We start from the raw sequence: 26,737 nt of genomic DNA, 5'->3' as shown, positions 1-26,737 counted from the left end.
AAAAAATTGTTAAGATGTTTTCATGTTTAAGTCAAGCTGCCAGCGTCTTAAAGCATTAAAAGTATTGTTTCTTGAGCCGGGCATTTTGCGCCATTCTTCTTCCAGCCAGTTATTGATTTCGCTGCGTTTGGTGTTGTCGTTGGAGGGGCATTTGTTGTTCCAGATGGGGAGTCCCCACTGGCGCGCAGCAGCCTTGATATATTTTTTTTCGAGCATCAAGGTGGGGCGGATAACGTATAGTTTTCCTTGAAAAAAAGATTCTTTTGCCGAGAGTCCCTGGACCCGTCCGCTCTGGAGCATGTTCATATGAAATGTTGTTACCAGGTCGTCGGCTGTGTGACCAAGAGCGAGGTGGGTCAGGTTGTATTGATCGCAGAGTTCAAACAGTCTTTTACGTCTCAGTCGGCTGCAATAAAAACATGCAGATTTTTTTTTGTTTTCCGGTCCGTGCGCTCTCGGGCCGTAGTCGGTCAGCTCAATGTGGGAGGCTACTCCGTTCTCGCGGCACCACTCTGAAAGCGGGTGATGGTTGTCCGGTACAAAGCCGGGGTTAACATGCAGGACCATAAGTTCTATATTAAAAGGTAAGATGGCCTGCCTGATGAGCATGGTGCGGATGAGTACAAAGCTGTCCACTCCGCCGGATACGGCTATGCCGATACGGTCTCCCTCTTTGATCATCTCAGTTTTTTGCATGAGCATTCCAACTGTGGATACGCATTTTTTCTGGGCAAATTTTAATTTTCCCCATTTGGCCATGATCTGCTCCGGAACGATTTAATAAGTTGTGGAAAAAATCGGTTTTATACTTTATTGATACTAGAGATATGTCAGTCAGGGTAAAATGCTGACGGGATGGGGATTCTGCCTTAAAATAGGTTGACATGCAAGTTTATATCTCTTATTTTAGTAAATTGCTCCGTTGTTGAATAATGTCGTGAGTCTAGTAATCCCAAGGTGCTGTTTGTGCTGAAAAGGTTTTTAATATTTTTGACTCTGGTCTCCATTGTTTGCGGAGCCTTTTATTTGAGTTCGCCGAAAAAGCCGGTTGAACGCGCTGAGCCTGTTTGGCCTGTTCTGGATAAAGGACAGGTGGACAGGCTAGACGTGTGCTTGCTTGGCCATGACTGCTTTTCCCTTGTACGCAGGGCTGACGGCTGGGGAGTCGTGCAGCACGGCTGGAACAGTACAGTTGAAGCCGACCGGGGAAAAGTGAATTCACTTCTCGGGGTTCTGGCTCAGGATAAGGCTCTTCGGTTTATGGGGGCTGTTGCGGAGAGAATTCCCGCAGAATACGGTTTTGACACCCCCCGGATGCGTATAGCTGCCGGAGGGGGGCAGGAGCTGACCATGACTGTGGGTGCCGAGGGTGCTTCCGGTGAAGGTTTTTATGCTTTAAATTCCAAGGAAAAAGGCAGTCTTTTTTTGCTTGGTAAAGATTTTGTGAGCCGGTGCGAATTCCCGGCTGATCATTATTACGATTTGGATCTTGTTTCAGCAACACCCGGAGACGTCAGTTCTATTTCTTTGGGGCATGGCGGTTCTTTTTCATGGACTCTGGTTCGTAAGGATGGAAATTTTCAGTTTTCATTTCCCGCTTCCCTTGGTGGCAAGCAGGCCAGCAGCAGTGATGTTGATCTTTTTCTTCATTCCCTGCTCGAAGTCCCGGCCAAAGGGGTGGTTGCTGAAATTCCTGATAAGGAAAGCAGGGTCCTGTTGAATATTGAGATTTTATTGCCCGAACAAAAAGTGGAAACCTTGGAGGTTTTCAAGTCGGGTGAGGGTGAAAATTTTTATTTTGCCCGTTCTTCATCCCAAAGCGGATATCTGGTGCTCAGCAAAGAACATTATGAGCAACTGGATAAAAAAGCTTTTGCCATGCAGCAGCGAAATATCGTTTCTGTTGCAACCGGAAAGCTTGGAACTGTAAGGGTTGTACAGGGCAACCAGACTTTTACCGGAATGAAATCCGATAAAGGCTGGATTAATTTTGAGGATAAAAAGCCGCTGCTGGGCATTGACATGTCTCTATGGCGACTTAATGAATTAAAATTCGAGGCGGAACCGGCGGCAGCTCTTTCGGAGACTTCCGAAAAAGTGATGGATCTGGATTTGCTGGACGAAAACGGCCTGAGTGTCGTCAAGGTGTCCTTCTTTTCCGATTCTGAACTGCCCGACGGGCAATGCTGGCTCTCATTAGGCGACGGCAGCGGATACTACCCTGTATCCGACAAACTGCTTGAAGACCTACAGGGTCAGATTCCTCTCAGAAAATAACCGGGAACACCCGGTAAAACCATTGTGTTGGAGATCGCATGGCAAGAATCACAGTTGAAGATTGTCTGGCTGAGGTTGGTAACAGATTCCTTATTGTCCAGATGGCCATTAAAAGAGTGAAGCAGTACCGTGAAGGTTATACTCCTCTTGTTGAATCCAAAAACAAAGAAATCGTAACTGCTCTCAGGGAAATTGCCGCTACCAAGGTTCTTCCCGAAAGCTATCACACTGCTGACGGTAAAAAGCCCGGCAGCGAATAAGTCATGTCAAAACGTTGCTATTATGAAGTTTTAGAAGTTTCCCGTGAGTCCCAGGAAGGGGAGATCAAAAGGTCCTATCGCAAGAAGGCCATGGAGTTTCACCCTGACCGTAATCCGGGTAATGCTGAAGCTGAAGAGAAATTCAAGGAAGCCGCGGAAGCTTACGATGTTCTGCGGGACCCTGAAAAAAGGAGCCGCTACGACCGCTTCGGCCATGAAGGCATGAACGGTATGAACGGCGGATTCGGCGGATTCCAGTCTTCCGAGGATATTTTCGGTGCTTTCGGTGATATCTTTGGTGATATTTTCGGATTCGGCGGCGGTGGGCGTGGAGCCAACCGTATGCAGGCCGGTTCCGATCTCAGGTACAACCTGACCGTTTCCTTTCGTGATGCGGCCAAGGGTACCGAGGTTGAACTGAATATCCCGGTAACCGATATCTGTGACACCTGTGACGGCAGCGGTTCCGAGCCCGGAACCTCTCCTGAAACCTGCTCCCATTGCGGCGGCAGGGGGGCTGTTGAGCAGACTCAGGGCTTCTTCCGTATCTCCGTACCTTGTCCCTCCTGTAACGGAAGGGGTAAGGTTATCACCAATCCGTGCGCCGAGTGCCATGGTGCCGGATATGTGCGTAAACAGAAAGATCTGAATGTACGTATTCCGGCCGGTGTGGACAATGGCTCCCGCCTGCGTCTGCGCGGCGAAGGTGAAGCCGGAATGAATGGCGGTCCGCACGGTGACCTTTACGTGGTTATTACCGTGGAGCCGGATAAAGTCTTCAGACGTCAGGGACAGGATCTTGTCCTGAGCACTGAGATTACCTTTGTTCAGGCTGCATTGGGCCATAAGCTCGAAGTTCCCACTCTGGACGAACCTATTGAGATGGATATTCCCAAAGGTACACAGAGTGGTGAGGTGTTCCAGCTTCGCGGACTCGGTCTTCCTTATTTAGGAAGTTCTCATAACGGTGATCTGCTGATTGAAGTAAAGGTCGTAACCCCGACCAGCTTGAACAGCAGACAGGAAGAGCTTCTCAGGGAATTCGCAGCCCTTGATGAAGAGAAGCCCATGAAGAAAGTTAAAAAGCTTTTTAAAAAAGCAAAAGATAAAGTGATGGGTGAGTAGCATGAGTGAGTTTTCCCACATTGATGCTGAAGGCAATGCAGTAATGGTGGATGTGGCCGCTAAAGCCGATACCAAGCGCACTGCCATTGCCAAAGGAAGGGTTATCCTCAACGAGGAAACCTTCAATCTGCTCAAGCAGCAGGCTCTTCCTAAAGGGGATGCCCTTGCTTCAGCCAAGATTGCAGGCATCATGGGGGCCAAGGAAACTCACCGACTTATCCCGCTTTGCCATCCCATTGCGCTCAGCTATGTTGATGTGCGTTTTGCAATCAATGAAGCCGAACTGACCATCGAGGTGGAAGGTGAAGCGCGCTGTACCGGTAAAACCGGGGTTGAAATGGAAGCTCTCGTGGCCGTACAGGTTGCTTGTGCCACCATTTATGACATGTGCAAGGCCGTACAGAAAGATGTGATCATCTCTGATGTGCGTCTTGTCTACAAAGAAGGCGGCAAGTCCGGGACTTTCAGGGCAGAGTAAGCTTTAGATTTATAATCAAAAAGCAGACCGCAATATCCTTCGAGATATTGCGGTCTTTTTTTTATGGATCATTGATTAATTCCTAATGTCTTTGTGTCGGAAACAGCGTCCGTCCTGCCGCCCCCCCCCTTGCTTGAACATTGGTTTTGGAATACTGTGGGTATAAAATTTATCATAAACCTACTAAAACAAGGGGTTGATTATGCTTATGACTGATTTGTTGTCTAAGGAAGAATGGAATGCTCTGGAAAGAAAAGTTCATGAAGAATGGGGTTTCAATGCGAGTGTTTACAACGCCGATGGGATGACTTTTACCGGTTATAAAAATTTTGTTAACCCGCTGTGTGCTGAAATCAAATCTCATCCTGAAGGCATTCAGGCCATCTGTTCTGTGGCTCATCAACATATGGCTCAATTGGCCCGTAGTTCCGGAAAGACAGTCATTGAAGAGTGTGACGCCGGGATGGTCAAGGTCTGTACTCCGGTGATTATCGACGGTGAATTTATCGGTATTGTAGGTGGTTGTGGAAGAATTGCTGATGATTCAGAGATCGAATCTTTCACCGTACATAAGGCTATTAATGTCGAATTGGAAAAAGTAGAAAACCTTGCTGATGAGGTTCCTGTCCTTTCAATGGAAAGAATTGAAAAGCTGGCTGATTTTTTAGAGAATTTTGTTGGTGATATTGATAGCACATAAGATGTGACTTTAAAAGATATAGAGCTGACTTGGTTTAAGCCGTTTCTGCGGAGATCTAGTAAGATTTTGGCAGGGGCGGCTTCGTTGTTTTCTATCTATGCTACTTGCGTTTATTCTTTAAAATGATTAGTTCGTAGACCAAAGACAATTCCCCTACTGCTTAGGATGCTATTCAGTAGTTATGTAAATCTCAAAACAGAGGTTCGGTTCATGTCAGAACATGTAGTTGTCATCGGTGCTGTTGCACTTGGTCCCAAGGCGGCTTGCCGTTTCAAAAGAATCAGGCAGGATGCCAGAGTTACCCTCATCGACAGGGACGAAATTTTTTCTTATGGCGGTTGCGGTATCCCCTACTTTGTTTCCGGCGATGTGTCAGAAGCCAACCAGCTTCGTACCACTGCTTTCCATATGGTCCGGGACGAGCCGTTTTTTAACGACATCAAAGGCGTGGAGGTTCTGTCTTCCACAGAGGCCACCAAGATTGACCGTGAGAACAAGCAGGTCCAGATCAAAAATCTGAAGACCGGCGAAGAAAGCGTGCTGGATTACGATAAACTCGTTATCGGTACCGGTGCCACTCCGCGCAAGCTTGGTTTACCCGGTGAAGATCTTGATAATGTTTTCTATGTCGGCAACATGCATGATGCTGAAAAAATCAAGGAAGGTATCACCAAGGGCCAGTACGGCAAAGCTGTGGTTGTCGGTGCCGGATTTATCGGCCTTGAAATGGCTGAAGCTTTTTCCGACATGTGGGGCATTGAAACCACAGTTGTTGAAATTTTTGACCAGATTCTACCCCGTATGTGCAGCCCTGTGTTGGCAAAAATGGGCCAGAAGCACATGGAAGACGAAGGTGTCTCCTTTAAACTCGGCCAGACTGTTTCCAAGATTGAAGGTGACGGCAAGGTTGAGCGCGTAATTACCTCTGACGGCGAAGTTGAAGCGGATATCGTAATCATCTCCGCAGGCGTTATTCCAAATGACCAGCTGGCACGTGAATGTGGCCTTGAGTGCAGCGAACGCGGCGGCATTATGGTCGATGAAGGTATGCGTACTTCCGATCCCCTGATTTTTTCCGGCGGTGACTGCGCAATTATCAAGAACGCTGTTGATGGATCTCCTCTGTTTCTGCCCATGGGGTCCATGGCTAACAGGCAGGGGCGCGTGATCGGTGGAAACCTTGCCGGTCGCAAAGAAACATTCCCTGCGGCAGCGGGTTCCTGGTGTGTTAAGATTTTTGAGCGGGCCATGTCGGGTACCGGTATGAGTCTGGGCGGAGCTAAGCAGGCTGGGTTCGATGCCATAAGCGTCACACTCATCATGGCTGACCGTGCTCATTTCTACCCTGAAAAGGATATGATGACCCTTGAAATGGTTGTGGACAAGGCAACACGCCGTGTTCTCGGCATTCAGGGTATTTCAGCAGGCGGCGACGCTCTTGTGGGGCGTGTTAATGCTGTGGCGGCCATCATGAAATATGAACCCAAGATTGAAGATGTAAGCAACCTTGAAGTTGCCTACTCCCCGCCGTTTGCATCTGCCATGGACGTGCTTAACGCTATTGCCAATATGGCTGATAATGCCCTTTACGGAATGAATCATGGTCATGGTCCGGACACTTTCGCACAATACTGGGATGATCGTGAAAGCGGCGAATACTGCTTCCTCGATGTTCGTGAAAAAGCCGATGCCGAGCCTTTTCTCGAGAAGTATCCTGAACACTGGCACAATATTCCGCAGGGTGAGATTCCCAGAAGGTATGAAGAACTGCCCAAGGATAAAAAACTGGTGCTGGTCTGCAACACCGGTGGACGTTCCTACGAAGCCCAGATTATGCTGGATGCCCTTGGATTTGAGGAAGTCCACAATACACATGGCGGGATGGCAGTTATTAAAGCCTACGGCGTTGATATCTAGATTATTTGAATAAAGTATTGCAAACGCCGTCTTTTTGAAAAGGCGGCGTTTTTCTTTTTTGTATCAATAGATAATAAGTGTTTTCCCGTATTGTGATTGTTTGTGGACGGGGAAGTATTTTTTTGAATTTGACGTTGCTATGGTTTTTTATTTATTTTACTGTATAATCTAGAAATTAAGCAAATTGCAGGTCTTGAATCATATTTAACTATTCAATTGCGCTAAGTGAGGAGATATGAGGTTTCTAATAATTGACGATGATGAAACCGTCCACATGTATCTGAGTAAGCTGCTCTCACCGTATGCCCGCTGTGAGGCAGTGTTCAGCGGACCAGATGCCATTGAACAGTACAAAAAAGCTTATGAAGAAAATGACCCGTTTGATACGGTGTTCATGGATATTCTGATGCCTGAAATGGACGGTCATGAGGCAACCAAGAAATTGCGTGATCTGGAAAAGGAATTGGAAATTGACGGGCCGGATGAATTCAAGCTGGTCATGATCACTTCCCTGAAGGATACAAAAAATGTCAGTCAGGCCTTTTTTAAGGGATACGCCAGCTGTTATATTGTGAAGCCGTTCAATAAGGTACAGGTCATGAACGAGCTGCGCGAGAACAGTATACTTTAAGATTTTTATGCTGTGAAATGAGTTTAAAAAAACGGGGTCCTTTTAAAGACCCCGTTTTTTATTTTATAGAAGTTCTTCAATCACGGCGATGAAGAAGCTTGCAGCTACTGGCAGGATTTCATCATTGAAATCATATCTGCTGTTGTGCAGAGCGGCAGAGTCCATACCGTTTCCGATCCAGACATAGCAGCCCTTGGTGTGTTTCATGAAGAAGGCGTAGTCTTCCGCAGCCATGGATGATTCCATGTCGGTAACCACATTCCCAACACCCACAACCCTTTCTGCGGCTTTGATGCCGATTTCAGGTACAGAGTTAACCAGTACCGGGTGTTTGCGGACATAATCCAGTTCCGCTTTTACCCCGTACATGGTCGCTGCCCCTTTTGCCACCTGTCCGATGGATTCTTCAATAAGATCCTGGACCTCTTCATTGCAGGTTCGCACATTACCCTGGACCATAACCCGGTCGGGAATGCCGTTGCGCATGCTTCCACCATGAACCTGAGTAATGGAAATTACCCCGCGTTCGTGGGAGGGAACCTTACGTACGATAATGGACTGCAAACCCTTGATTATGTCCGCTACCGCGGCAAAAGGTTCGTTGCTGACGTGAGGCATGGAGGCATGGCCGCTCTTGCCTGTTACGTGGATTTCAAAGCGGTCTTCGGAAGCCATGCAGGCCCCGTTGTGGACTGCTATTTTCCCGGTTTCAAGTCCGGGCCAGTTGTGGAATCCGAACATGTAATCCACTTTGTATTTATCGAAGAAACCGTCTTCGATCACCTTGAGCGCGCCTTCGTAGCCTTCTTCCCCGGACTGGAAAAGAAGCAGCACTGTGCCGTTAAAATCACGGTGCTTGGAGAGATAGGCTGCAAGGGCAATCAAAGAGGTGCAGTGTCCGTCATGACCGCAGGCGTGCATTCTGCCATTAACTTGGGATTTATGGTCGAAGTCGTTTTCTTCGTCCATCTCAAGAGCGTCGAAGTCCACCCGGAAGGCCACAGTGGTGTCACCGTCACCGCCTTTTATTTCGGCCACAACTGAATTCACGCCGCAGTCGGAATGGGGGATGGAGTACTCATCAAGTTTGGACTTGATGAGTTTTGCGGTTTCCACCGTATCAAGACCCACTTCGGGCTGGCGATGGATATTCCGGCGAATCTCCTTCATTTCATCAAGAAGGGCGAGAACTTCGGAATTCAAAGCCATCTAGATGTCTCCCATGAACTTGAGAACGCCCTGCGCAATAGCGGCAGAACCGATGTATGTGGAAATCATGACAAAGATACTTACAATCACAATACGCCAGCCGCTTTTCTTGAAGGTATCGAGGTCCTTACCGATTGCCACACCTGCGTAAGCGAGGATGGGAGTGGTCAGGGCCAGAAAGTGGACCTTGGCTACATACGCATTGACAGTTTCGGACAGGGGAAACCCCGGCAGACTGACAATAACGCCGTAAGTAATGACGAAGAGTACGGAAGGAATCTTCTTGAACACAAACATGTTGGTGGCAACACCTGCAATGCAGAGCAGGAGCAGGATACCCATGCCGGGCAGTGCTTCCACAATGTTATTGTTGAAGCCCACATGGTTTCCGATAAGAACCATGACGCTAACGAGAACGAGAACGGCAATGGATTCTATAAGGTTTTGCTGCTTAGTCATTACGCGGCCTCCGGAGCAGTTTTGTATTTGAGTTTGTAGATGTAATTGTAAAGCTTATTGGACATGGGCAGGGCCAGAATCAGAGACATGTATACGCCGTCGATTCCGGACAGGGTGTTACTTGCCACGCCGAAAGCCTGAATCTGCTCAGCCATTGCGGGGTAAGCTGCACTGAGGCTACCTACGGATGCGGTCATCATACTTGCGCTACCCACGCCGGATGCCATGGCCAGTGCGTATGGGTGGAAGATTTCAAAGGCTGCAAGAAAAGAAGCCATCAAACCGAAGAAGATGGTACCGAAAACAGTTCCGCAGATGTAAACGCCCATAACGCCGCGTCCTTCAGCGGAATCGAGACCGTAAATATCGCCGATAAGGGCCACGTTGGGCTCACGGGCGATGGAGTGGGCAGCTCCGATGGTCTCACGTTTCAAACCGAGGTACATGGCAATGGGAACACCGAAGAGCAGAGTGGCGATATTACCGAATTCCTGGAGAACCAGAGCGGGACCTGCCTTAAGGATTTCATAGAATTTCGGACCGACAAGGGTGCCGTAACGGGCCATGAGCAGGAGTAGAGTCAGGCTTACGAGGGTGCTGGCCTGAAACATATCTTTTTCTTTAACGATCTTGAGGAATTTGGGACCGAGGAAAATACCCATAAACATGGCGTAAAGCATGGGCAGCAGTACCAGCTTACCCGGTCCTACTTTGAAAGTCATAATTCCTATGAGTTCTGAAACTACAACAAGGGCCAGAACCACAAGGTGCAGTTTAACATTTTTCACAGCTTCATTCATAAAACACTCCACTGAAGTTGACTGCGCGGTGCAGCCGGAAAGTTGTTGAACAAAATGCCTTTGCAGGCAAGACCATAATTTGATTTCGGACACGACATAAATGTGTCCGAAATTCCGCCGAAAAAAAGCAGATTCTCTTAAATCAACAAACGGACCATCTTTTTAGGACGGCCTACCTGGTTAGCCACTTCCCTGCCGTTGATTTCAGCAAAACCACTGTCCAGAAACTTTTTCAGCACCCTGCGCGCACTGCGCTCGCCAATTCCGAGGCAGGCTGCAAAGTCCGATGCATCAAAAGTGTCCTTGCGGCTTTTGTCCATAAGAGATCTGATTTTATCCAGATAGCTGGGGCTGATACCAATTTTCTTTGACATCTCAAGCAGCCTGTCATCAACGACATGGGTGCTGTACTCCAGCTCATCTTCCTCACCGATGGGGCCGCGAATCTGGGTGCCCTCGACAACAAAAAGGCCTCCTTTGTCGAGTTTTACGGCGTTATCCAGAGCCTTGCGGGCTGATTTCTCAGCTTCAAAGGCTGTGGCCCCGATACCGATGCCGGAAGAAAAAATGATATTGCGCTCCCGTCCCCAGCTGAGCAGCCTTTCAAAATGGTCCCGGTGCGGGTGGCTGTCGATAAGGCCGCGGGTGGAGAAAATTACGTATTCCTCAGTTCCGAAATTAAAAAGGCTGCCCTGAATGGCCCGGACATACTCTAGAAGCTCAAGGTAGAACCTGCCTCCGTTTTTCATGTCGTCATACTGGTTGATGGAACTGCGGGTGATTGATTTCAGCTTGATCAGCTGAATGGCTATCCCGGCGGAGCGCAGACTCAGGTTTTTAATGCGTCCGGTGAGCCGGGTCAGGGAGTCCCTGATCTGCAAGGTGCTGGCGTAAAGCCTGAAGACCGGAAGTCCCAGTTTTTTCAGTTCGGTGTATACGTATCCGAATCCGGTGGCGATGGCCTCGACTTTGCCGGATTCGTAGAGTGCTACATGGCGGTCGAAATATTCCTGTTCGCCAAGGTGCAAAGCGTAAGGCATAGAGTGGATATTTTCGAGTTCTACACCGAATTCGCGTACAACCTCCACCAGAATGTCATCACTTACCACGTCAATACTAAGTCTGCCGGACTTGATGCCTTTGCGGTTCATCTCCGAGAGTACGCGCAGCAGGCTGTATCCGCCGCGCTGGATGTGTTCGTAAGGATTGGTGATAGTTCCGCGAGCCTTGGCTCCCTCCTGTACCGCAATACCGGTAAATAGGGTCCCGCTGGTTTCACGCTGACACTGTTCAAGCACTTCCCATGAGTCTTCGGCCCGCTCTCTTATATAGGTGAGCAAGGTGATATCGGGACAACATCTGGCGGTGACTTCCTTAACAAGCCGGATAGAGTCTGAAGGTCCGATACAGCCGATTTTCATTAGAGATACCTGATCGTTGTGTTGGTGGAAAATTTTATTACGTATTACGTAGTCTTTTGCTTTTTTGAAATTTAGGACATGTCACAAATATGCCCAAAATAAGGGTGATTCTGCCTGCAAGTATTTATTCTGTCAAGTAGGTCTCGGGAATGATGTTTTGTGTTAGGTCAATTATTCTGCGGGTAGATGGCTGTTTCGCAAGAGTGTAAAGGTGGTTTTTTGTGTTGTGAAGAAGAATTGTGATCGATAGTTTCGCGTTTCGCAATGGGGTGGGTGCTACATTGTCTGAAGAGTAGGGGTGAATAAGTGTGAGTGCCCCTTCTTGTGGGGTTTAATATTTGAGTGTCTTTCTTTTTGAGCAAGGAGGTGTTGACCCGTTTCGGGCGACAGGATAATTAAGTTAGCAAATATCTATGCCAAGGAGTTGCATTATGCTGAAAAATAGAATTTTGGGTTTTTGCCTTGTGCTTGCCATGTGTGTTGCCGTTTCCGGTTGCGCAGCGATCGTTCTTGGCGGAGCGGCAGCAGGCGGTACGTATGTTTATGTGACCGGTCAGGCTAAGCAGAAATTTAATGCTGATCTGGGCAGTACTTTTCAGGCTGCGCTTAAGGGGTGTCAGAGTCTTGGGCTAAAGGTGGAAGAGAAGAAGAAAAGGCTCAGCGATGGTTCCATAAAAGCTGTTGATGTTGATAAAGATGTCTTTATTGATTTTACTTATGTGTCTACAAAAGTAACTGAAGTGACGGTCAGGTACGGAATTCTCGGCGATGAAGTTGCTTCACGCAGAATTCTTACGGCAATCAACAATAATTTCTAGCTGCTTTTAAAAATAAAAAATCCTTAAGCATCCTGCCCACCGGGCAGGGTGCTTTTTTTATGCCTTCATCCCCCCTTTAAGCATTTGTTTCAAAGGGGGGCGGCCAATGTGATTGTGTCTGCTCGGAGAATGGGTAGGAAGACGGTCGGAGACAAATTATTTGTTGTCTCGTGCAGAATCCATCTGGCGGAAATCCGCATTCATGATGAAGGTGCGGTTGTCCTGAGTGTTCCAGTTGTCATTAGAAATCATGAACAGCTCATTTTTATCCTTTAGTTTCATGATCGGGCAGGCCGTAGTTTTAGGTTGCTTTTCCGGACGCTTGTTCTGTTTCACAGCTTCCTCCGTTTGTTAAATAGACTTTATACCTACTAAGAAGATAACCTCTGTAGAGAAACAAAACAACGCTTACAGACAAAAAAAATGGATAAAGTTTCAATGTCCGCGTATTATCAGGATATTTTTATTGTAGTTTATCTGTTTGATAATACAGGATAAATTTAGGGTCGACCCTCTATTGATATGAAATCTAACAATTAATTAAAGGGCGCGATATTTAGTTCAAACAAGCTGAGCAAAGTGTGCTGTACCGGTGAGAAATTATCATCGGAAATGATGTAGATCCATTGTCTGCCGTCTGGATCGCTGATGATGTCCATGCCTTCGTAATTGTCGCGGGGAATGGGTAGGTTTATTTCACAAAATATTTCCGGTTCAAGTGTGGCTCCCTGCTTTATTTTATCTCGGTCTATGGTGCAGAAGCGAATGCCCAGTGTGCCGGGGCCTTCGTATTTTCTTTCGAGAATAAGGATTCTCCCGTCTAAAAGATTGCCGGCGGAAGTCGGGCGGTAACTGGAGTTTCGTTTATATTTGAAACTCGTCCATTTGCCGGTGGACAGCAGCGCAGCTTCGGAAAAAGGGCCAGCTGAATCATCCCCTTCGGTGAGTGCGAAAAGAGTATTATCCGGGAGCAGGAGCATCGTTTCAATGCCTCCGTTCAAAGGCGAATTTTTCAATTGTTCCGGCAGGGGCAGGGTGGTCGCTTTGCCGGAAAGGTCCATTTTCTTTCCCGAATAATAATGATTAATGCGGTGTACCCGTTCAAAGGCTAGAAGATATCCGGGGTGCGGAGTGCGACCCGGAGCCCGGCATAGTGCTTCGGCGTCAGCATCGTATTTAACGGTAAAGGTTTTACCCTCGGTGTTCAGCAATTGGCCAAGTTCAGCTTTAGGTCCAACTCCTTTTAAAAATCCTGCCTGTGTATAAAGCAGAGAACCTTTCAGCCAGAAGCCCATATCCGATACAGCCAGAAATGTTTTGCGATCTTTACTGACCAGCAAATCGGAAAAGCCTCCGAAAGCGGGATGGGGGCTGTTCAGGAGCAGGGTGCCGCGATATTTAAGTTTTGGATGAGCTGATTTTATAGTTTCATTTGCAGGCGGCCCGGTCTGTTCGCTTGCAAGAGTGATCTGAACAGGGTTGATTTCCGGCTGGGCGGGGTTATCCAGTTTGGTAGATGCCCCGAAAAGCAGGGTAATGGGGGTGCTGCATAGGATGAGAATGAAGATAATGATTTTTTTCATTTTTTTCTCCAGAATAAGGGTTTTTTGAATTATAACATATGCAGATAGCGTGAAATTTGAAACAATGCGGTACGCTTCTTGTATATTGTAAAAGCTGGACAGGGAAGCCTGTGAGGGAGAACATTTGAAAGCTATCCCGGCTGCACCCCTGCATTTAGGCATATTAACCGGAGAACATGGAAAGTGAAACAACTATTCACTATAACTTTGCTTATTATAAGTATATTTTTAGCTTCTGTCGCTCAGGCTGAAGGTGATAAGCGTAATATTCTTTACCTGAATTCTTATCAGAACGGCTACAAGTGGTCTGATGATATTCTACAAGGCTTGCGCAAATCTTTTGCCAGCAGCGGGCTGAATATTGACCTGCATATTGAATATATGGACACAAAGCGGTTTAAGGGTCGGGATTTTATGGAAATCCTGCATTCCTACTACGTATTCAAATATCAGAAGTATAAGTTCTCAGCCATTGTTGTTTCAGATAACAATGCCCTTAATTTTATGCTCCGTTACCGGGATACTTTTTTTCCCGGTGTGCCTGTTATTTTTTGCGGGATCAACGATTTCCGACCTGAATTGATCAAAGGGCTGGATAACTATTGCGGGGTTTTGGAAAATCCGGACATCAAGGACAATATTGATCTTGCCCTTAATATTAATCCCAATGTGGACAAGGTTGTTGTAGTCGGGGACCAGTCTGTTACTTCCCGTGCTATCAGGGAACAGATCAGGAAAGTGGAACCGTTGTTCAAGGGGGTTCTGAATTTTGAATACTGGAACGATATGCCTCTTGTGGATTTGCTGGCCCATTCACGGACTATGAATAAGAATGAAGTCTTGCTTTTCACGCCTTTTTATAAAGGCGCACATGGCGAACTTTTATCTTCGGAAGAAGTGCTTAATATAATTTACCAGAATTCTCCGGTGATGATTTTCAGTGTCTGGGAGTTTCTGCTCGGCCACGGTATTGTGGGCGGGAAGCTGCTTTCCGGCACTGATCAGGGACGTAAGGCCGCTGAGATGGCTTTGTACGTACTCAAGACCGGGAAAATGCCGAAGCAGAGAGTGATCAAAGCCACCAATGAATATTATATGTTTGATTATAACGTGTTGGAAAGGTTTAAAATCAATAGTGATGTGCTTCCTGAAGACAGCATCATAATCAATGAGCCTGATTATTTTTACAAACTGGATAAACAGGTTTTTTGGACCATTATCGTTTCTATTCTCGGATTGAGTATGATTCTGGTAATGCTGGTTATTTCCATCTTACAGCGTCGTAAGGTGGAAAAACGCATTAAGGCCCAGCTTTCGTTTCAGGAAATCCTTATGGATACTATCCCGTTGTTGATTTGCTGGAAGGATAAAGAGCAGCGTTATCTGGGTGCCAACCATTCGTTTACTGACTTTTTCGGGCTCGGTTCCCCGTGGGCTCTGGTAGGGCTTACTGATTCAGAGGTTGAAGTCCACCGCAGGTTTGCGGAACAGGCTGCTGTCTGGGACAAAAAAGTGCTTCAGTCCGGTAAACCGCGTATGGGGATCAACTGGTCCCTGATCCGTGAAGGTGAGGACCCGGTCTGGCTGGAGATTAACAAGGTGCCCCTTTACAATGAAAAAGGGGCGGTAGTGGGAACGCTTTCCACTGCCGAAGATGTGACCCGTAAGGTCAACCTTGAGAAGCAGCTTCTTCAGTCTCAGAAGATGGAGGCTATCGGGACCCTTGCAGGTGGAATTGCCCACGATTTCAACAATATCCTTACTTCAATTATGAACTCGGTGGAACTGGCCTTGAGTGACATTGAGGAGGGGACCCTGACCTATAAAGATCTTGACCGGGCCATTAAGGCTGCACAGCGCGGAAGCCGGGTGGTAAAGCAGATTCTTACCTTCAGCCGTCCCTCGCAGGAGGGGTTTAAGCCTACTGATATCGGTGAAGTTGTTAAGGAAACCGTGGACTTTATCAAGGCTTCCCTGCCGCGTAATATTCGGGTATCAGCCAATGTCCCGGAAGGTGCGCCGCACGTTATGGCCGATCCGACTCAGATCCATCAGGTGATCATGAACCTGTGTACAAATTCTTTTCATTCCCTGAAAGGGCGTGGCGGGCGCATTGATGTAACCTTGACCACTGTCGAGGTTGAAGATGAGCAGGCCCAGTTCATGCGCGTCGCTCCCGGCATCTATTTGCGACTGGAAATTGCGGATAATGGTCCGGGGATACCCGTTGAAATACTTGATAAAATTTTTGATCCATTCTTTACCACCAAAGGAAAGGCCGAAGGTACCGGGCTGGGTCTGGCTGTTGTGCATGGCCTGATTAAAGGTCATGGCGGCGGAATTTCTGTCAGCAGTACCCCGGAAGTAAGAACTTGTTTTGAAATTTTCCTCCCGGTACAGGGGCAGCTGCGTGATACAGCCCGCAAGAGTTACGGGGCATTGCCCATGGGGAAGGAGAATATCCTTTTTGTGGAGGATGACGAGGATCAGCTGGAGACCACACCCCGTATTCTGGAAAGTCTGGGATATATGGTTACGGCCCTTGCTTCCCCGGAAAAAGCGTTTAACTTGATTGTGGACGAACCCGGACGATTTGATTTGATGATAACCGATTACGATATGCCGCATACCAACGGGCTGGAACTTGCTCGCATGGTTCAGGATGTGGCTCCGGACCTGCCTATTCTGGTTGTTTCCGGCAGGCGCAATGTGCTTAGTTACGTAGCGGATGTAGAATATGATGTTAAGAGTGTCAGGAAAGTTCTGATGAAGCCTTATAATAAAACAACTATAGCTGACGCAATTCGAGAAGTTCTGTCTTCGACGGAGTACATAGATGGGTAAAATTCTGATTATAGATGATGATGTGCAGGTTTGCGAAACAATTGAGAGTCTTATTGCCCGCACGGGGCATGAGTCTGTCAGTGCCTATAACTTGAGAGACGGCCTTTCCAAAGTGCAGGCCACTGATTTTGATCTTGTTTTTCTCGATATTTCTCTGCCGGACGGTAACGGGCTTGATTATTTGCAGCAGGTCAAAGATTCATCCGGTAATCCCGAAGTTATCATTCTGACCGGGAAGGGTGATGCTGACGGGGCTGAACTGGCCATTCAGGGCGGGGCCTGGGATTTTCTGGTCAAGCCTTCCTCTGTGAAGCAGATGACCCTGTCCATGCGCAGAGCTCTTGAGTTTCATATCGAAAAGCAGAACAAAGCCCAGTGTGTGGCTCTGAATCTTGATAATATTGTTGGTAAAAGTACGGAGATAAAAGGGTGTTACGATCTGGTAGCCCATGCCTCCGGCTCTGATGCCAACGTGCTGGTTAACGGTGAGACAGGGACCGGTAAGGAGCTTTTCGCTCAGACTATCCATGAAAATTCCAAGCGTTCCGGGAATAATTTTGTAGTCGTGGATTGCGCCTCTCTTACTGAGACATTGGTTGAGAGTACTCTTTTCGGACACAAGCGCGGTTCTTTTACCGGTGCACAGGCCGACCGGAAGGGTCTTATTCCTTTGGCGGATAAGGGAACCTTGTTTCTTGATGAGGTGGGCGAGATGCCGCTTGCGGTGCAGAAGTCCTTTCTCAGGGTTTTGCAGGAGCGTACTTATCGTCCGGTGGGAGAGAATAGGGAGTTCAAGAGTGATTTCAGGCTGATTGCTGCAACCAACCGTGATCTTGAAGCCATGGTTGCCCGTGGAGAATTCAGGCAGGATCTGCTTTATCGCATCCAGACCATTCATATTTACCTGCCGCCCCTGCGCGAAAGGGAAGGGGATATACGCGAGCTGACTTCTTATCACCTTACACGGCTCAGCGCGCAATACGGTGTGCCGCCCAAAGTTGCCAGTTCTGACTTTTACGAAGTGCTGGAAAACTATGACTGGCCCGGTAACGTGCGCCAGCTCTTTAATATTGTGGAACAGGCATTTGTAGCTTCCGGTTCCGGAAATACCATCTACGCCATGCATCTTTCAGATAACCTGCGAATCAAGCTGGCAAAATATAATCTCAAGAAAAGTGGTAATATTTCTTTGGAAGATGTTCAGCCGGAACCTGTAAGGGAATCTGTGTCTGAAAAAAAAGACTCACTTGGATTGAATCAGAATTCAGTTTTTGAAAATGCTGTGTCTGAAATTCTCACTGAAGAGTTGCCTCCCCTTAAAATTTTCAAGGGTATGGCCGAGAAAAAATACCTTGAAGAGCTTCTCTTAAGACACGAGGGCGAGACCGCTACAATCCTTAAAATATCAGGTCTTTCGCGCTCGCATTTTTATGCTTTACTCAAGAAGCATGGGATAAATGATTGATGTAAGTGAGTGCCTGTTATGACGGGCTCAGTGCTAGATAATCATTGAATAAGTGTTCAGTCTGGTTTTTAAGACTAAGCCTTGTCTTTTTTTAAGGACAAGGCTTTTTTTGTGTGCTTTGGGCTGAATGCGTTGAGCTGCGGGCTTTTAGACTCATGTTTCAGTCCTGTTACGGAGATAAGGAATTTTAAAGACACTTTCTTTGTCTTAAATTTCGGACAAAAATGAGCGGTTACTGTTGAGGGCAAAGGGAAGAGTTCTTTAACTGCTTGAATATCCGTACTTTTGTCGTGTTTTCGAAACTTGGCACGCAAATTGATAACTAGGGCTTATGTGAGTGTTCAACCTTGCGCCGTGGGTTCCGATTGTTTTTGCAAGGTTTTTAATTACTCGGTGAGGTTATTACATTAATTCTCTTAAGGAGCTTTTTTAATGGCTAAGAACATGAAAACTATGGATGGTAACACAGCTACCGCTCACGTTTCCTACGCGATGAGTGACACAGCAGCCATCTATCCCATTACTCCTTCATCCACCATGGGTGAAGTTGCTGAAGAATGGGCAGCGCAGGGCCGTAAGAACATCTTTGGTCAGGTCCTCAACGTAAAACAGCTTCAGTCTGAAGCTGGTGCAGCCGGTGCCGTTCACGGTGCTCTCGCAGCAGGCGCGCTTACTTCTACTTATACAGCATCGCAGGGTCTCCTGCTTATGATCCCCAACATGTACAAAATCTCCGGCGAACTCCTTCCCGGTGTTTTTCATGTTTCCGCCCGCGCAATCGCTGCACAGGCACTCTCCATCTTCGGTGATCATCAGGACGTAATGGCCTGCCGCCAGACCGGTTTCGCCATGCTGGCATCCAGCTCCGTACAGGAATGTATGGACATCGCCCTTATTTCCCACCTCGCATCCATCGAATCCAGCGTGCCTTTCCTGCACATGTTCGACGGCTTCCGTACTTCTCACGAAATCCAGAAGATCGAAGTCATCGATTACGACGACATGAAATCTCTGGTTGACTGGGACGCAGTTGCAGCTTTCCGCTCCAGAGGTATGAATCCTGAGAATCCCTCCATTCGCGGTACTGCACAGAACCCCGATATTTACTACCAGGCTCGTGAAGCAGCTAACGGTTTCTACGATCAGCTTCCTGCTATCGTTACCAACTGCATGAAGAAAGTCGGTGATCTTACCGGTCGTTACTACAAGCCTTTCGACTACGTGGGCCACGAAGAAGCTGAAAGAGTTATCGTTGCCATGGGTTCCGGTTGTGAAGCCATTGAAGAAGTCGTCAACAAGCTCGTTGCCGACGGTGAAAAAGTGGGTCTCATCAAAGTACGTCTGTACCGCCCCTTCCTCACCGAGTACTTCCTCAACGTACTCCCCGCAACCACCACCAACATCACTGTTCTGGACCGCACTAAAGAGCCCGGCTCCCTCGGCGATCCCCTGTATCAGGATATCTGTACCGCATTCATGGAAAGCGGCATGAACCCCGTTGTTACCGCAGGCCGTTACGGTCTCGGTTCCAAAGAGTTCCGCCCCAACATGGTTAAATCCGTGTTCGACAACATGAAAGCAGCCGGTCCCAAGAACCACTTCAACGTCGGTATTGAAGATGACGTTACCAACACTTCCCTCGCAGTAGGTCCTGAAATGGACACCACTCCTAAAGGAACTGTTCAGTGTAAATTCTGGGGTCTCGGTGCTGACGGTACTGTCGGTGCAAACAAGCAGGCTATTAAAATCATCGGTGACAAAACCGACATGTACGCACAGGGATACTTTGCTTACGACTCCAAGAAGTCCGGCGGTATCACCATGTCTCACCTGCGTTTCGGCGACAACCCCATCCAGTCCACCTATCTGGTAACCAGCGCGGACTTCATTGCATGCCACAACTCCAGCTACGTACACCAGTACGACCTGCTCGAAGGCATCAAAGAAGGCGGAACCTTCCTGATCAACTCTCCCTGGTCTGCTGAAGACATGGAGAAGGAACTTCCCGTAGAGCTGCGCCGTACCATCGCTGAAAAGAACCTCAAGTTCTACACCATCGACGCTGTTAAAATTGCAGCTGAAGTAGGTCTCGGCGGTCGTATCAACATGGTTATGCAGACTGCATTCTTTAAGCTTGCTGATGTTATTCCTTTTGAAGACGCAGTTGCGTACCTCAAAGAGTCCATCAAAAAAGCATACGGCAAGAAGGGCGACAAGATCGTCAACATGAACAACGCTGCTGTTGACCAGGCTGTTGCCAACCTTGCTGAAATCAATGTTCCCGAATCTTGGAAAGACCTCACTGAAGGAGAGGCGGCCGTATCTGATGAGCCGGCTTTCATCACTGATGTTGTCCGTCCCATCCTTGCTCAGAAAGGTGACAACCTGCCTGTTTCCGCTTTTGAGCCTGACGGCCTCTTCCCTCTTTCCACTGCTCAGTTCGAAAAACGCGGCGTTGCTATCAACGTTCCCGAATGGCTGCCTGAAAACTGCATTCAGTGTAACCAGTGTGCATTTGTCTGCCCGCACGCAGCTATCCGTCCCGTACTCGTAACTGAAGAAGAATTGAAAGACGCTCCTGAGTCCTTCGTAACCATCGATGCAAAGGGTAAAGAGATCAAAGGTCTCAAATACCGCATGCAGGTTTACGCTCAGGACTGCCTCGGTTGCGGTAACTGCGCAGATATCTGCCCCGCAAAAGAGTCCGCTCTGGTCATGAAGCCCATCGCTACCCAGACCCCCACTGAAGTTCCCAACCTTGAGTTCTCCCAGACCATCCCCGAAAAGGACGGCCTCATGAGCAGAACCACTGTTAAGGGTTCCCAGTTCCAGCGTCCGCTGATGGAATTCTCCGGCGCATGTTCCGGTTGCGGTGAAACTCCTTACGTTAAAGCTATCACCCAGCTCTTCGGCGAACGCATGATCATTGCAAACGCCACCGGTTGTTCCTCCATCTGGGGTGCATCCGCTCCGACCACTCCTTACTGCACCAACAAGAACGGTCACGGTCCCACCTGGGGCAACTCCCTGTTCGAAGATGCAGCTGAGTTCGGATACGGCCTTGAAATGGGTGTTTCCCACCGCCGTGAAAAACTGGCCGACCTCGTTGGTGAAGCTATCGAAGCAGGCGTTCCCGCTGAACTCGAAGCTGACATGAAAGGCTGGCTGGAAAATAAAGATAACGCAGCTCTCTCTGAAGAGTACGGTCAGAAAGTTCTGGACGGTGTTTTCTCCGTACCCCAGACCGAAGTTCTGGCTGAAATCGCAGAGATGGAAGACCTCTTCACCAAGAAATCCCTCTGGGTATTCGGTGGTGACGGCTGGGCATACGACATCGGCTTCGGCGGTGTTGACCACGTGCTCGCTTCCGGTCGCGACATCAACATCCTCGTAATGGATACTGAAGTATACTCCAACACCGGTGGTCAGTCCTCCAAGGCAACACCTCTCGGATCCATCGCCAAGTTCGCTGCCAGCGGTAAAAGCACCGGCAAGAAAGATCTCGGCCGCATGATGATGAGCTACGGTTACGTATACGTTGCATCCGTATCCATGGGCGCAAACAAGCAGCAGTTCATGAAGGCAATTCAGGAAGCGGAAGCTTACCCCGGTCCTTCTCTGGTAATCTGCTACGCTCCCTGCATCAACCAGGGTATCCGCAAGGGTATGGGCAAGACCCAGCTCGAAATGAAGCTGGCAGTAGATTCCGGTTACTGGCCTCTCTACCGCTTCAACCCCCTGCTTGCCGACGAAGGCAAAAACCCCTTCGTTCTGGAGTCCAAAGCTCCCGACGGAACCATGCAGGAGTTCATGGCCGGCGAAAACCGCTACGGCCTGCTTGAGCGCATCAACCCCGAAGCATCCAAAGAATACCGCGCGAAAATCGAAAAAGATTACAACGAACGGTACGAAATATTGAAACACATGGCCGCGGCTGATTACAGCCAAGGCGAATAGCACCACCCGCGCCTGCGGACGGGCCTGCACAGGTGGCCCGTCCGCAGCACCCCCTCTCTCTGCGAAATTGTGGAAGGTATCGCAGCAAGAGGAGGGCAGGGTAGAAGTCATTTCAGCAGACTTTTAAAAAACGCTGAACCTATGCCGTGCTTATGTGGTATGATGGGAGTGTTCTCGTCAGAGCACGGCAAAGAACACAAGTGATTTTTCACTGCTTAAGGAGGAAACATGTCTGTAGGAATTTTAGCCCTCGTTGCGATCATCCCGATCGTACTGGCTCTGGTACTCATGGTCGGTCTTCGCTGGCCCGCTACTAAAGCTATGCCCGTTGCATGGCTCTCTGCTGTTGCAGGCGCAATCGCCGTCTGGAACCTGCCCACTGCTTATGTTGCAGCTCTTACTTTGCATGGTTTTGTTACCGCTATCGGCGTCCTGATCATTGTTTTCGGGGCAATCATCATTCTTTACACTCTGCAATATTCCGGCGGTATGGAAACCATTCAGTACGGTTTTCAGGGTATCAGCCGTGACCGCCGCGTACAGGTTCTGATCATCGGTTACCTGTTCGCCGCATTCATTGAAGGTGCCGCAGGTTTCGGTACTCCCGCAGCTCTGGCAGCTCCGTTGCTCCTCAGCCTCGGGTTCCCCCCCTTGTGTGCAGTTGTAATGTGTCTGGTATACAACTCCTTCCCTGTAACCTTCGGTGCTGTCGGTACCCCGGTTATCCTCGGTATGAAATACCTGACTTCTTATGTTGACCAGGCTGTTGCTTCCGCAGTACCCGGCCTGAACTTCAACTCCATGGAAGCTTTCGACGCAGTTGTAGGTCAGTGGTCAACTGTGATGCACATTCCCATGATCTACATCCTGCCCATCTTCATGCTCGGTTTCATGACCCGTTTCTTCGGTGAAAACAAGAAATGGTCTGAAGGTTTCGCTGCATGGAAATTCTCTCTTTTCGCATCCACCGCTTTCTCCGTTCCTTACCTCTTCACCGCATGGTTTGTCGGACCTGAGTTCCCCTCCCTGCTTGGTGGTCTCGTAGGTCTCGGTATTGCTGTACTCGGTGCTAAAAACGGTTTTTGTGTACCTGAAAAAACCTGGGACTTCGGCGCACCCTCCACTTGGGATGCTGAATGGACAGGTTCCGTATCCGCTGAGAACTCCGGTGAGTTCAAGGCTCACATGAGTCAGCTGAAAGCTTGGACTCCTTACATTCTCATCGGTCTCATCCTTGTTATCACCCGTATCCCCGAGCTTGGCCTTAAAGGCATGCTCGCAGGTGTTGCAATCCCCTTTAAGAACATCCTCGGTTTTGAATCAGTAAACAACTCCATCAAGGTTCTGTACCTGCCCGGTACCATTCCTTTCGCTCTTGTAGCAGTACTGACCATCTTCATCCACGGTATGCCCGCTGATAAAGCCGCTACCGCATGGAAAGAAGCTATCGTTAAAATGAAGAACCCCACCATCGCGCTGTTCTTCTCCGTAGCACTGGTCTCCATCTTCCGCGGTTCCGGTATTGCTGACGCTGCACTGAACCCCAACGGTTACCAGTCCATGCCTCTGGCACTGGCTGAAGCTGTTTCCGGTCTCGCCGGCCAGACCTGGCCCATGTTCGCATCCTTTGTTGGTGGTCTCGGTTCCTTCATCACCGGTTCCAACACTGTATCCGACCTGCTCTTCGCTGAATTCCAGTGGGGCGTAGCTGCTAAACTCGACCTGCCCCGTCAGATCATCGTATCTGCACAGGCTGTTGGTGGCGCAATGGGTAACATGATCTGCATCCACAACATCGTTGCAGCATGTGCGGTTGTCGGTCTCTCCGGTATGGAAGGTCAGATCCTTAAGCGTACCGTATGGCCTTTCCTCCTCTACGGTGCAGTAGTAGGTATCGTAGCCTGCGTACTCTCCTTCGTAATGTACCCCGGACTGTTCTAATTAAATAACGTCCCCCTCAGGGCCGGAGACGGCTCCGGCCCTGAGAGTTTAATTAGTCCGGGTTGATTTATATAAATGATTGTTTTTTAGATTCAGGAGCAAAAAAACATGTCCAACGCTAAATTAGCAAAAGACTTTGAAAAGATTGTAGGTGCTGGAAATGTCATGCACGAAGAAGCTGACCTCCACGCATATTCTTACGATTCCGCGGTACTCGATCCCCAGGTACCTTCCCTCGTAATCAAGCCTACCACTACCGAGCAGATCGGCCCCGTTACCGCACTCTGTAATGAACATGGCCTGCCCATGACCGTTCGCGGCGCAGGAACAAACCTTTCCGGTGGTACCATTCCCCACCCCGGTGGCGTTGTTGTTCTGACCAACGGTCTCAATAAAATTCTCGAAATCAATGAGCAGGATCTCTACGCAGTAGTAGAGCCCGGTGTTGTAACTGCACAGTTCGCAGCACAGGTTGCCGCTAAAGGACTTTTCTATCCCCCGGATCCGGGTTCACAGGCAGTTTCCACCATCGGTGGTAACGTTGCTGAGAACGCTGGCGGACTCCGCGGACTCAAATACGGTGTTACCAAAGATTACGTCATGGGCATGGATTTCTATGATGTAAACGGTGACCTGATCAAATCCGGTTCCCGCACCGTTAAATGTGTAACCGGCTATAATCTTGCCGGACTCATGGTTGCTTCCGAAGGAACTCTGGGTGTGTTCTCCAACATCATCCTCAAGCTCGTTCCGCCGCCGAAAGCATCCAAGGCTATGATGGCTGTTTTCCCCGATGTCCACAAAGCATCTGAAACCGTTGCTTCCATCATTTCCAATCACATTGTTCCCTGTACTCTGGAATTCCTCGACAATTCCACCATCCGCTACGTAGACGACTTCACCAAAGCCGGTCTGCCCCGTGATGCTGGCGCAATCCTGCTCATCGAAGTTGACGGTCATCAGGCTGAAGTCATCGAAGATGCTGAAAAGGTTGTTAATATTTGTAAGAAGTGCGGTGCCAACGAAGTTAAAATGGCAGAAACCGCTGAAGAACGTGAAGCCCTCTGGACCGCTCGTCGTAACGCTCTGCCTGCTCTTGCCCGTGCGAAACCGACTACCGTTCTCGAAGATGCTACCGTACCGCGCTCCCAGATTCCTGCAATGATGGAAGGTCTGGAAAAGATCGCTGCAAAATACAAACTCGACATCGGAACCTTCGGTCACGCCGGTGATGGTAACCTTCACCCCACCATCCTGTGTGACAACAGAAACAAGGAAGAGTTCCACCGCGTAGAAGAAGCGGTTAACGAAATCTTTGATGTTGCTCTTTCCCTTAAGGGAACCCTTTCCGGCGAGCACGGAATCGGTATGGCAAAATCCAAGTGGATGGAAAAAGAAACTTCCAAGGCTACCCTTGAGTACTCCCTGAAAATGAAGCGGGCTATCGATCCGAAAGGTATCCTGAACCCCACCAAGATTATCGGAGACGTCTAGGATGGAAGATCTTAAGCAATTAGCTCAAAACCTCATGGAGCTGGATGACCAGATGGTCGCCTGCATGAAGTGCGGTATGTGTCAGGCCGTTTGTCCTGTATTCGCCGAAACCATGCAGGAAGCAGACGTGACCCGCGGCAAGATCGCTCTTCTGGAGAAGCTTGCCCACGAAATGGTCAAAGACGCTGATCAGGTTAACGAAAAGCTGAACAGGTGTCTGCTTTGCGGTTCCTGTGCTGCCAACTGTCCTTCCGGCGTAAAGATTATGGACATCTTCATGAAGGCGCGCGTTATCGTTACCGCCTACAAGGGGCTTTCCCCGGCTAAGAAGATGATCTTCAAGGGACTGCTTACCCGTCCCAAACTGTTCAACACTCTGACTGAGATGAGCGCAAAGTTTCAGGGTCCGTTTGCAAAGATCGCCGACCAGGCCTCCGGTGCTGCAAGCTGTGCCATGCTGAACCCGCTGCTTGGCGAACGTCACTTCATGCCTCTGGCTAAAAAGCCTTTCCGCAAGGATTATCCCCAGCTGGATACTCCCCGCGGCAAGAGCGGCCTCAAGGTAGCTTTCTACCCCGGCTGTGTTGTGGATAAAATGTTCCCCAATGTAGGTCATGCGGCAATCAAGATTCTGGAACACCACGGTGTTGGAATCTTCCTGCCCAAGGGACAGGCCTGCTGCGGTATCCCCACACTGGCTTCCGGTGATGCTGATACCATGGTTGCTCTCATGAAACAGAATATCAAGGCTTTCGAAGACGGAACCTTTGATTATCTGGTGACTCCCTGTGCTACCTGCACAGCCACTCTGCATGAGACCTGGCCTAAAATGATTGATAATGAAGATCCTGTTTTCGTAGAAAAAGTTAAGGATCTCGCAGCTAAGACCATGGACATTAACGCATTCCTCGTTGATATCGTGGGCGTTAAGGCTCCTGCGGAACCCAAGAAGGGCGGAAAGGTCGTTACCTACCACGACCCCTGTCACCTCTCTAAATCCCTTGGTGTTGCCGCACAGCCCCGTGCCTTGCTGAAGAGTAACGAAAGTTACGAGTTCAAGGAAATGAACGAAGCCAACCGTTGCTGTGGCTGCGGCGGTTCCTTCAACCTTTACCACTACGACCTCTCCAAGAGCATCGGTGAGCGTAAGGCGGGCAACGTCCGCGACGCCGGTGCACAGGTTGCGGCAACTGGTTGCCCTGCATGCATGATGCAGCTCGGTGACATGCTGTCCCAGACCGGTGGTGGAGTAGAGGTAAAACACGTCCTTGAAATCTACGCCGATTCCCTGAAGTAGTATACGAAAGTAGTCCAGAATGATTTCATTCTGGACTACTTCAACAAAAACAGTTCAAATA

At 48.8% G+C, this 26,737-nt stretch carries 21 protein-coding genes; 14 read left to right on the top strand and 7 right to left on the bottom strand.

Annotated features, from left to right (window positions below; genetic code table 11):
* Positions 1-9: 9 nt before the first annotated feature.
* Positions 10-759: an ATP-binding protein gene (locus FMS18_RS04615; RefSeq protein ID WP_163292577.1), complete on the bottom strand. Its 750-nt coding sequence runs from the start codon at positions 757-759 to the stop codon at positions 10-12.
* Positions 760-1,026: 267 nt separating this feature from the next.
* On the opposite strand from FMS18_RS04615, the gene FMS18_RS04610 reads away from it, so the two are divergent.
* The 7 genes from FMS18_RS04610 to FMS18_RS04580 all read left to right on the top strand — a co-directional run bounded on the left by FMS18_RS04610 (position 1,027) and on the right by FMS18_RS04580 (position 7,388).
* Positions 1,027-2,277 (top strand): DUF4340 domain-containing protein, encoded by a 1,251-nt coding sequence (locus FMS18_RS04610; protein WP_239060938.1) that lies wholly within the window; start codon positions 1,027-1,029, stop codon positions 2,275-2,277.
* Positions 2,278-2,315: 38 nt separating this feature from the next.
* The gene (gene rpoZ, locus FMS18_RS04605; protein WP_163292575.1) at positions 2,316-2,537 is read left to right on the top strand and encodes a DNA-directed RNA polymerase subunit omega; all 222 of its coding nucleotides are present in this window, start codon (positions 2,316-2,318) and stop codon (positions 2,535-2,537) included.
* 3 nt (positions 2,538-2,540) lie between these two features.
* Positions 2,541-3,662, top strand: coding sequence for a molecular chaperone DnaJ (dnaJ, locus tag FMS18_RS04600; protein WP_163292574.1), 1,122 nt, complete (start codon positions 2,541-2,543; stop codon positions 3,660-3,662).
* 1 nt (position 3,663) lies between these two features.
* Entirely contained in the window at positions 3,664-4,140 is a 477-nt protein-coding gene (gene moaC / locus FMS18_RS04595) for a cyclic pyranopterin monophosphate synthase MoaC (protein WP_163292573.1), read from the top strand.
* A 202-nt stretch (positions 4,141-4,342) separates the two neighbouring features.
* Positions 4,343-4,840 carry a PocR ligand-binding domain-containing protein gene (locus tag FMS18_RS04590; RefSeq protein ID WP_163292572.1) on the top strand — a complete coding sequence of 166 codons (498 nt, stop codon included), beginning with the start codon at positions 4,343-4,345 and terminating at the stop codon, positions 4,838-4,840.
* 210 nt (positions 4,841-5,050) lie between these two features.
* A complete protein-coding gene (locus FMS18_RS04585) occupies positions 5,051-6,757 on the top strand; it encodes an FAD-dependent oxidoreductase (protein ID WP_163292571.1) in 1,707 nt (568 codons plus the stop codon).
* 235 nt (positions 6,758-6,992) lie between these two features.
* Positions 6,993-7,388 carry a response regulator gene (locus FMS18_RS04580; protein WP_163292570.1) on the top strand — a complete coding sequence of 132 codons (396 nt, stop codon included), beginning with the start codon at positions 6,993-6,995 and terminating at the stop codon, positions 7,386-7,388.
* A 63-nt stretch (positions 7,389-7,451) separates the two neighbouring features.
* On the opposite strand, the gene FMS18_RS04575 is transcribed toward FMS18_RS04580, so the two are convergent.
* The 4 genes from FMS18_RS04575 to FMS18_RS04560 form a co-directional block, all read right to left on the bottom strand.
* Positions 7,452-8,597, bottom strand: coding sequence for an amidohydrolase (locus tag FMS18_RS04575; RefSeq protein WP_163292569.1), 1,146 nt, complete (start codon positions 8,595-8,597; stop codon positions 7,452-7,454).
* Complete coding sequence (locus FMS18_RS04570) at positions 8,598-9,056, bottom strand: hypothetical protein (RefSeq protein WP_163292568.1); 459 nt, start codon at positions 9,054-9,056, stop codon at positions 8,598-8,600. It lies immediately after the preceding gene.
* The gene (locus FMS18_RS04565) at positions 9,056-9,856 is read right to left on the bottom strand and encodes a DUF3100 domain-containing protein (protein WP_163292567.1); all 801 of its coding nucleotides are present in this window, start codon (positions 9,854-9,856) and stop codon (positions 9,056-9,058) included. Before FMS18_RS04565 ends, FMS18_RS04570 begins: the two co-directional genes overlap by 1 nt.
* Positions 9,857-9,993: 137 nt before the next feature.
* Positions 9,994-11,277 (bottom strand): hypothetical protein, encoded by a 1,284-nt coding sequence (locus FMS18_RS04560; protein WP_163292566.1) that lies wholly within the window; start codon positions 11,275-11,277, stop codon positions 9,994-9,996.
* Positions 11,278-11,708: 431 nt separating this feature from the next.
* Between FMS18_RS04560 and FMS18_RS04555 the strand changes: the two genes are divergently transcribed.
* Positions 11,709-12,095, top strand: a complete 387-nt coding sequence (locus FMS18_RS04555) for a DUF3568 domain-containing protein (RefSeq protein WP_163292565.1) — start codon at positions 11,709-11,711, stop codon at positions 12,093-12,095.
* A gap of 156 nt (positions 12,096-12,251) precedes the next feature.
* On the opposite strand, the gene FMS18_RS04550 is transcribed toward FMS18_RS04555, so the two are convergent.
* Both FMS18_RS04550 and FMS18_RS04545 read right to left on the bottom strand, forming a co-directional pair.
* A complete protein-coding gene (locus tag FMS18_RS04550; RefSeq protein WP_163292564.1) occupies positions 12,252-12,431 on the bottom strand; it encodes a hypothetical protein in 180 nt (59 codons plus the stop codon).
* Between the two features lie 200 nt (positions 12,432-12,631).
* Positions 12,632-13,678 carry an esterase-like activity of phytase family protein gene (locus FMS18_RS04545; RefSeq protein ID WP_163292563.1) on the bottom strand — a complete coding sequence of 349 codons (1,047 nt, stop codon included), beginning with the start codon at positions 13,676-13,678 and terminating at the stop codon, positions 12,632-12,634.
* A gap of 183 nt (positions 13,679-13,861) precedes the next feature.
* On the opposite strand from FMS18_RS04545, the gene FMS18_RS04540 reads away from it, so the two are divergent.
* From FMS18_RS04540 to FMS18_RS04515, 6 genes are all read left to right on the top strand, one after another.
* Complete coding sequence (locus FMS18_RS04540) at positions 13,862-16,522, top strand: ATP-binding protein (RefSeq protein ID WP_163292562.1); 2,661 nt, start codon at positions 13,862-13,864, stop codon at positions 16,520-16,522.
* Positions 16,515-17,987 carry a sigma-54 dependent transcriptional regulator gene (locus FMS18_RS04535; protein ID WP_163292561.1) on the top strand — a complete coding sequence of 491 codons (1,473 nt, stop codon included), beginning with the start codon at positions 16,515-16,517 and terminating at the stop codon, positions 17,985-17,987. Before FMS18_RS04540 ends, FMS18_RS04535 begins: the two co-directional genes overlap by 8 nt.
* Before the next feature lie 432 nt (positions 17,988-18,419).
* Positions 18,420-21,944 (top strand): pyruvate:ferredoxin (flavodoxin) oxidoreductase, encoded by a 3,525-nt coding sequence (nifJ, locus tag FMS18_RS04530; RefSeq protein WP_163292560.1) that lies wholly within the window; start codon positions 18,420-18,422, stop codon positions 21,942-21,944.
* Between the two features lie 228 nt (positions 21,945-22,172).
* Positions 22,173-23,885 carry an L-lactate permease gene (locus FMS18_RS04525; protein ID WP_163292559.1) on the top strand — a complete coding sequence of 571 codons (1,713 nt, stop codon included), beginning with the start codon at positions 22,173-22,175 and terminating at the stop codon, positions 23,883-23,885.
* 108 nt (positions 23,886-23,993) lie between these two features.
* A complete protein-coding gene (locus tag FMS18_RS04520; protein ID WP_163292558.1) occupies positions 23,994-25,379 on the top strand; it encodes an FAD-binding oxidoreductase in 1,386 nt (461 codons plus the stop codon).
* A gap of 1 nt (position 25,380) precedes the next feature.
* A complete protein-coding gene (locus FMS18_RS04515; protein WP_163292557.1) occupies positions 25,381-26,676 on the top strand; it encodes a (Fe-S)-binding protein in 1,296 nt (431 codons plus the stop codon).
* Positions 26,677-26,737 lie beyond the last annotated feature (61 nt).

The sequence above is a fragment of the Desulfovibrio sp. JC022 genome, from assembly GCF_010470665.1.
Classification (GTDB): domain Bacteria; phylum Desulfobacterota; class Desulfovibrionia; order Desulfovibrionales; family Desulfovibrionaceae; genus Maridesulfovibrio.
The sequence above is the reverse complement of the archived record's forward strand: the minus strand, read 5'-3'. Positions and strand labels throughout refer to the sequence as shown.